The organism is Desulfurobacterium sp. (genome assembly GCF_027028515.1).
Lineage (GTDB): Bacteria > Aquificota > Aquificia > Desulfurobacteriales > Desulfurobacteriaceae > Desulfurobacterium_A.
This window is the reverse complement of sequence record NZ_JALVIW010000110.1, coordinates 41,527-47,857: the sequence shown is the minus strand read 5'-3', so window position 1 is coordinate 47,857 and position 6,331 is coordinate 41,527. Positions and strand designations below refer to the sequence as shown.

At 38.5% G+C, this 6,331-nt stretch carries 5 protein-coding genes; 2 read left to right on the top strand and 3 right to left on the bottom strand.

Annotation, left to right across the window (positions count from 1 at the left end):
• On the bottom strand, positions 1 to 1,841 hold a 1,841-nt coding region (locus MV676_RS09415), incomplete at its 3' end, for an N-6 DNA methylase (protein WP_297447139.1).
• A gap of 163 nt (positions 1,842 to 2,004) precedes the next feature.
• Here MV676_RS09415 and MV676_RS09410 point away from each other — a divergent pair.
• Complete coding sequence (locus MV676_RS09410) at positions 2,005 to 2,172, top strand: rubredoxin (RefSeq protein WP_297447137.1); 168 nt, start codon at positions 2,005 to 2,007, stop codon at positions 2,170 to 2,172.
• Positions 2,172 to 3,146: a glycosyltransferase family 9 protein gene (locus MV676_RS09405; protein ID WP_297447134.1), complete on the top strand. Its 975-nt coding sequence runs from the start codon at positions 2,172 to 2,174 to the stop codon at positions 3,144 to 3,146. The genes MV676_RS09410 and MV676_RS09405 overlap by 1 nt, the downstream gene beginning before the upstream one ends.
• 27 nt (positions 3,147 to 3,173) lie before the next feature.
• On the opposite strand, the gene MV676_RS09400 is transcribed toward MV676_RS09405, so the two are convergent.
• Positions 3,174 to 4,520 carry a sodium:proton antiporter gene (locus MV676_RS09400; RefSeq protein WP_297447132.1) on the bottom strand — a complete coding sequence of 449 codons (1,347 nt, stop codon included), beginning with the start codon at positions 4,518 to 4,520 and terminating at the stop codon, positions 3,174 to 3,176.
• A gap of 57 nt (positions 4,521 to 4,577) precedes the next feature.
• Positions 4,578 to 6,320, bottom strand: coding sequence for an ABC transporter substrate-binding protein (locus tag MV676_RS09395; RefSeq protein WP_297447131.1), 1,743 nt, complete (start codon positions 6,318 to 6,320; stop codon positions 4,578 to 4,580).
• Positions 6,321 to 6,331 lie beyond the last annotated feature (11 nt).

Here is a 6,331-nt window from a genome sequence, read left to right as displayed (position 1 = left end):
CCATTCTCATCTTTTACAAAGATATAATTTCCGGAATTATCCTTAAATGGGATTTTTGAAACAGCAAAGAAAATAGGATAATCTTTAATTTTAGGATTCCCTCCCTCGTCAAGCTCTTCTTCTTTCCATTTTCTCAAAAACAACAAAGATGTTTTAGTTCCAGTATGTGGTTTAAAGGAATTGCCATGTAATCCAATAACCGCTAATATTCTGGCTTTTTTCATTATAAATTCCCGAATGTATCTATCATTTGTGTTATTGAACACGCCCTGAGGCAAAACAATTGCTAATCTTCCACCTGGCTTTATCATATCCAAAGCTCTTTCAATGAAGAGTATATGCCTATCTATTTTAGAACCTGGTTTCTTTTTGCTTTCGGGGACAATATCATAAAGTGCTTTAAGCCATCCTTCTTTTATATCACCTGCAAAGGGCGGGTTTGTCATTAAAATGTCAAAATTAAGTTTCTTGAATTTATCGTCTCTTACAAGGTCCTCTTCTCTCAAATCTGCTTTTAGTTTTTCACTCCATCTGATAAACTCCAATGAGTTTTCTTTGTAAATGTGGGATCTTCCATCACCGGCAATTAGCATAATGGCTCTTGATATTTTCGTTGCTTTTTCCTCAAAGTCTATTCCCCATAAGTATTTTCTTGCATAGGCAGTTTTTACATCTTTGTCTTTCATATTGTATTTGTCCCATACATATTGCATTGCATGAACAAGAAAACCTGCACTACCACAGGCAGGATCAATTATGTATTCCCTTTTGTGTGGATTTAGCATTTTTACGGCAGTATCTATTATCACTCTTGGAGTGAAATATTGTCCTTTCTTTGACTTTGAAACTTCAGGTACTAAATATTCAAAGGCTTCATCAATTATTCTTAAATCTGCTCCAAAGAGTTTTACTTCTTGCATTTCTGCAACGCATACGCTCAAATGTTCTGGAGTAAGTTTTATTTTATCTGTTTTTTCAAAAATACCTTTCCACTCTTGCTTCGCACCCTCAAATAGCTCGGAAATTACTTTATAAGTCGTCTTCGGGTCTTTATATTTTCTAAACTTCAATTCTTTATTCTTTCTGCTTTTTGCTTCCCATTCATCAAATAGCTTGGCATAGATTAACTTGAATATCTCATTAAAACTATCTACTCCAGAATTTGCTAAAACTAACTCTTCAAGCAGTTCGATAATTTCTCTTAGTGACTTTTTCTTTTCTCTTGATTTTTTCTCTAACTCTTCAAGAGTCCATTTCCTACTCAAAACAATGTCTGCAACTTCTATGGCAGGGTTTTTTGTATCTTTTACTTCTAAATATTCAGTATATGTCGGAATATCAGGTAAGTTATCATCAAATTCTTTTGGATATGGTCTATAAAGAATTGTTATTTCCTTACCATTAACCGCAACACCAATCGGAGAACCTTCAGCATTCAAATAACTCTTAAGCTGAGGGATATTTAGCTTCTCATGTGGGGCTTTTACTTCTACCAAAATCCAAGGAGTTATTCCATCTTGCTGATATACAACAATGTCTGCTCTTTTCTTCTCTCTGCCAAAACTTACTTTCTCTTCAACTTTAATTTTATCAATTGGATAACCATAATTATCTGTCAATTCAAAAAGAAAAAGTTGCCTTACAATCTCTTCAGGTCTTTTTTGGTTTTTATTTTCATCAAATACTAACTTTTCTTTTCCGTATGCATCGTGGCTTTTTATAAACCATCTGCTCTTATCTCTTTCGTATATTTTGAGTTTATTCAGGTGGTTTGCTAATAATGATAGCTCTGTTTGGGCGTTTGGAATTATTGCATTTATAATCTTCATGTTTTCGTCCATAATTCTCATCTCCTTAATATAATTTCTCTCATATTTTAAATATTGCTAATGCGGCGTCGGAATTTCTGATAACTTATAATAACACAAATAGAACAACCTCTTTAGAGCTTTCCAATACAAAAAAAGTGTGCTACAATTTATCAAAAGAAACTAAGGGGAAAAGATGGCTAAAGAATGGCGATGCACAATTTGTGGTTACATATATAATCAGGAGAATGGTGATCCTGAAAACAGCGTGCCTCCAGGAACACCACTTGAGGCAATTTCTGATGAATGGGTGTGTCCAATATGTGGGGCATCAAAAGACAAATTTGAACCGTTAGAGGAATGATGAAAGTTTTACTCATAAGACTTTCTTCAATAGGGGACGTTATACTTATCTCTTCTGTTTTTAACGCACTCAAAAAAGCCGGAGCGGAAATTGACATACTAACAGATAAATCCATAGCCCCCATATTCGTACCCGATACCCGCATCAGAAAGGTTATGGGCGTCAGTAAAAACAGACTATCATTTCAGGCTGTAAAAGAGTTAGCGGATAACCTTAAAAAAGAAAACTACGACTATGTTTTTGATTTACATAACATCCTGAAAACGCGGTTACTTTCAAAGTTTTTACCTTTTAAAACCATACGGTACAACAAACAGTCCCTCTGGCGAAGAGAGGTAATATTCTTCAAGTTTTTAAAAAGAAAAAAGCAGCTTTTCATCCCTGAACTTTATGCAAAAGCCGTCAGAAAAGCCGGTATAGAGGTCGAAGAAAATCCCACCCCGGAAATATTCATTCCTGAAGAAACGGAATTACACATATCAAGACTTTTACCCCACAGAAAATTTGTTGTAATCGCACCGGGAGCCAGATGGGAAGGTAAAGCTTACCCAATAAGGAAGTACAAGCGAATTGCACAGATATTGAGAAGGGTTGGTTTTGAGGTCGTTACAGTCGGCGGAAAGGAAGATGTGGAAGCCGGTATGGAAATAACGGGCGCTTACAATTTGAACTTCTGCGGAAGATTAACCCTCCTTGAATCAATGGCGGTAATAAAGCAGGCCGAATTCGTCATATCCAACGACTCCTCTGCAGTTCACATGGCAAGGGCTGTAAAAACAAAAGTAGCAGTTATTTACGGTGCAACCCATCCATGTTTTGGATTTGCTCCCCTTGAATCCGAAGGAACCGTAATAAGGAAAGAACTCCCCTGTAACCCGTGCTCTCTCCACGGGAAGGTTAGATGTGAACACCTCAAGTGCCTTGACATACCGCCAAAAGAGGTAGTTACAAAAGCACTCCAAATGATATCGTAAAGGGGCGAAAAAGACGCCCCGGACTTATCATTTAAAAAAGATAACAGTAAGAATCACAAAAGTCGTAACAAGAACAGGAATTGAATACTTGATTATATATCCAAAGAAAGAAGGCATCTCAACGCCCTGTTCCCTTGCGATAGAAGCAACCATAAAATTTGGCGCATTTCCAATATAGGTAATTGCACCAAAAAAAACGGCACCCGCAGAAATAGCCTCAAGATATATAGAGTGTGTCGCTATCAATTTATGAACAGCAACCTTCACAGGAACACCCGGATAAAACTTCCCAAGAGCTGTCATTAAAAATGTAAGGTATGTTGGTGCATTATCAAGGAAAGAAGAAAGGGAACCTGTAGCCCAGAAGTAGTGATAAGGTTCAGAAAGCATATGGATCAACCCACCTGCCGGTCCATGTTCACCAGCTTCAAGAATTTTAAGACACGGAATCATCGCAATAAAGATACCTATAAAGAGGATAGCGACCTCTTTTATTGGAAACCAGGTAAACTCGTTCTTTTCTCTTACCAGCGGTGGCGTTAAAAGAATTGAAAGAATCGCAAGAACGATGAGAATCAAGTCCCTCAAAACATCCTGTAGATGAAGATGCACCCCGAAAACACTTATCTGAGGGAGATGTACAATGCCGCTTAAGAGAACAGCCCCCAAAACGCCTATAAGAAACAGAAAATTAATAGAACCAAGAATTTCAAACTTCTCATCACCTATCGGAATGGTTGTTTTATCTTCTTTTGCATAGTAATAAGAATCAATTGCAAAAAAGCTACCAAGAACAATCAACACAGCTGTTATCCATATCGGAATAAGCCTTAGAGTAAAGAAAAAGGGAACCCCTTTTAAAAAACCAAGAAAGAGAGGCGGATCACCAAGAGGCGTCAAAGCACCACCAATATTTGCGACTAAGAAAATAAAGAAAACAATAACAAACGTTTTATACTTTCTCCACCTGTTAGCCCTTATTAAAGGCCTCACAAGCAGCATAGCCGCACCTGTAGTTCCCATAAGAGATGCAAGCATAGCACCTATAAAGAGAAGAGCCGTATTAAAAATCGGCTTCCCCACAAAGGAACCTTTTATATAGATACCCCCTGCAATCGTATAAAGAGCTCCAAGGAGAACAAGGAACGGAATATATTCAACCAGAATCGTGTGCAAAATATCGTGAACTGCAATACCTTTGTACATAGCAATAAAAGGAACTGCACATGCGACTGCCCAAAAGGCTGAAACCTTACCAAAATGTTTATGCCAGAAATGTGAAGCAACAAGAGGCAAAATGGCAATGGAAAGGAGAATTCCAGCAAAAGGTATGGTCAACCATAGGGGCATGTGGGCTCCAATCTCTTCAACCATAGGTTCCTCCCTCAGATTTGCTCATTCTTTTTTTAGATTTCAACAGGAAAGATTATATCACTCTTTTATGAAAATACGTTCCGGCTTATAGGCACCCCATATAGTAGGAAAATAGTTTCTAACTCTATTCCTCGCTGCCTCAAGAACAACAGGAGCCGCTATGTAAATGAGAGGTTGTTGTTCACAGATTATTCTGTACGCCTTTCTATAAATCTTCACCCTCTTTTTAAAATCAAGCTCTTTCACCCCTTCGTCAAAAAGTCTATCAACCTCGGCTTCCCATTTGGTCACCGGCTTTTTCTGCCCCGGATTCCACAGGTGAAGCTGTCCAGAACTTTTCCATACATTCCTTCCGCCGTTTGGATCCATAGAACCTGTAAGCCCTATAATCACAGCATCAAAGTCGTGAGTGTTGAGAAGCTTATCAACAAGATTGTTAAAATCAAGAGGTTGAAAGTGAACATCTATACCAAGTCTTTTAAAATCAAACTTCAAAATCGTGCCTATCTGAACTCTTGCAGGATTGTTGGAATTCGTAAGGAGGTTAAACTCCACTTTATGGCCATCCGGCGTTTCAAGCCACCCGTCTCCGTTTCTATCTTTTAATCCAATACTTTCAAGCAACGCCTTTGCCTTTTTAAGATCATAGGGAAACTTAGGTGCATTCTCATCGTAATAGAGTTTATTGGCAGACGTGACAGGCGTATAAACGGGAAAACCAAGCCCATTATAAACCGTCAGAACAATACCCTTTCTATCTACGGCGTGAGAAATGGCTCTCCTGAAAGTCGCATTTGAAAAGAGTCTCCACTTCCAGTCAGGAACAGCACCTTTTCGCTCGTTAAAACACAAAAAATCAGCGGTAAGAGAAGGACCTAAGTTATATATGGTAAAGTTGCCATTTTTCTCTTCTTGTTTTAAGGCTGGAAAATCGTCACCGGAAAGTCCATAAAAATCCAGCTCCCCATTTTTAAACTTAAGAAGTTCTGTGTCTTTCTGCGGGAGAATGTATGTAACCTTTTTTTCTACAAAGGGTAATTTATCGCCGTAATCATCTCTCATATAGTAGTAAGGATTCCTCTCATAAATCAGATACTGACCGGGAACATATTTCACAAGTTTATAGGGTCCCGTCCCTACAATTTCTTCTGGCGGCGTTGAGACAGTCCATACGTTATCAAAACTTCCATCCTTTACAGATTTTTCAAGAACATGTTTGGGAAAAATAGCTACTGAAAGTGAATAGAGAAGTGGAGCAAAAGGCTCAGGCAGAACAAACTCAACTGTGTAATTATCTATCTTCCTGATTTCCGGTAACTTACCATCAATCTCAAACATATCTTTAACGGAATTGGGATAGCGGGGATTGAAGTAGATATCTCTGTAAGTAAAAACAACATCGTCAGCTGTAAAAGGTTTACCATCAAACCACCTGACATTTTTCCTTAAATGAAATATCCACCTCCTGCCGTTGTCCTTAAATTCCCATGAAACTGCAAGCCTGCCTGTAGGTTTCAGTGTTTTAATGTCAACATCGGTAAGACCTTCAAAAAGTCCACCAACAGCACCTGTAGAAGACGTCTCATGGGCAAAAACAAGGTTAAAAGTTTTTGGATCAGAGGAGGAAGAGTCGTAAAGCGTCCCCCCGTAAACACCTTTCTGAAAATGGACTTTTGACGGATCCACCCTTTCACCAAGAACAGCATCACCTGCAGGTTTGCCGGAAGGCTCAGAACAGGAAAAAAAGAAAAAGGACAGAAGCGCCAAAAGCGCCCTGCCCCTGAGTTTTATCAGCTTCAAAAATTTCTCTC

Coding starts and splice junctions, on each gene's coding strand:
- MV676_RS09410 (WP_297447137.1), top strand. CDS start 2,005: ATGGCTAAAGAATGGCGATGCACAATTTGTGGTTACATATATAATCAG.
- MV676_RS09400 (WP_297447132.1), bottom strand. CDS start 4,520: ATGGTTGAAGAGATTGGAGCCCACATGCCCCTATGGTTGACCATACCT.
- MV676_RS09405 (WP_297447134.1), top strand. CDS start 2,172: ATGAAAGTTTTACTCATAAGACTTTCTTCAATAGGGGACGTTATACTT.